The organism is Brevundimonas sp. CURTG3B2_SDJG (genome assembly GCF_057364705.1).
Genome location: NZ_JBNFOJ010000544.1, coordinates 1 through 815, shown reverse-complemented (window position 1 = coordinate 815; position 815 = coordinate 1). Strand labels below are relative to the sequence as shown.

At 70.1% G+C, this 815-nt stretch carries 1 pseudogene; it reads right to left on the bottom strand.

The features are described from left to right. Positions 1-316 precede the first annotated feature (316 nt). Positions 317-815, bottom strand: a pseudogene (locus tag AC2W7C_RS18575) (4-(cytidine 5'-diphospho)-2-C-methyl-D-erythritol kinase); the annotation flags it as partial.

The following is an 815-nucleotide window of genomic DNA, read 5'->3' as shown; positions in this document are numbered from 1 at the left end:
TGCGGCGGGGTCTGCGGAGCGGTGCTGGGCGAAGGCCGGAGCGGCCAGCAGCGCGGTCGTGGCGGCGGCGGTCAGGAGTCTCGAGCGAAGCATGACTGTATCCCTTGTGTGGTCGACGCCGCGAAGGGGAGTTCAGAACGCGGCTTTCGGTACGCGGAACTGCAACGTTCAAGGCGCAACGCCGTCTCCGGGTTCCAACACAATAAAAGAATCGCCATTCATTCAGCGAAACTGCCAAGGTTCTCTAAAAATCGCTATGAAGCAGGCTTAACAATACAGACCGACCCATGCCGGTAACCTCAAGCTTGGCGCATCTTCACCGCAGGACCGTCGCCTGCACCCACCACCGCGGGCGAGCGGCGGCCAGAGCGCGCGCGGCCGGTCCGCGGCCGCACGGGGTGGAGAAGAGGGCGAAGACCGTCGCCCCCGAGCCAGACATGCGGGCCAAGCCGGCCCCGGGGAGCGCCGCGACGGCCTGCAGCGCCTCGCCTATGAGGGGCTGCAGGGTGACGGCGGGCGACTGAAGATCGTTCCGTTGCTCCGCCAGCCAGGATTCCACCGCCGGGACCGTCCAGGCCGGGGGCGCCGCGGGGCGGTGGGCGGCGAAGACAGGCCCGCGGTCATAGGCGCGATAGACGGCGCCGGTCGGCGACGGGATCCCGGGGTTGACCAGAAGGGCCGGCAGAGGCGGCAGGGCGGGCTCGAAGGTCAGGCGGTCTCCCCTGCCCTCGGCCCAGGCGGCGCGGGCGTGCAGGCACATGGGACCATCCGCGCCGACCTCGGCGGCGATGTCGGCCAGGGCGGCGTCGTCCAGC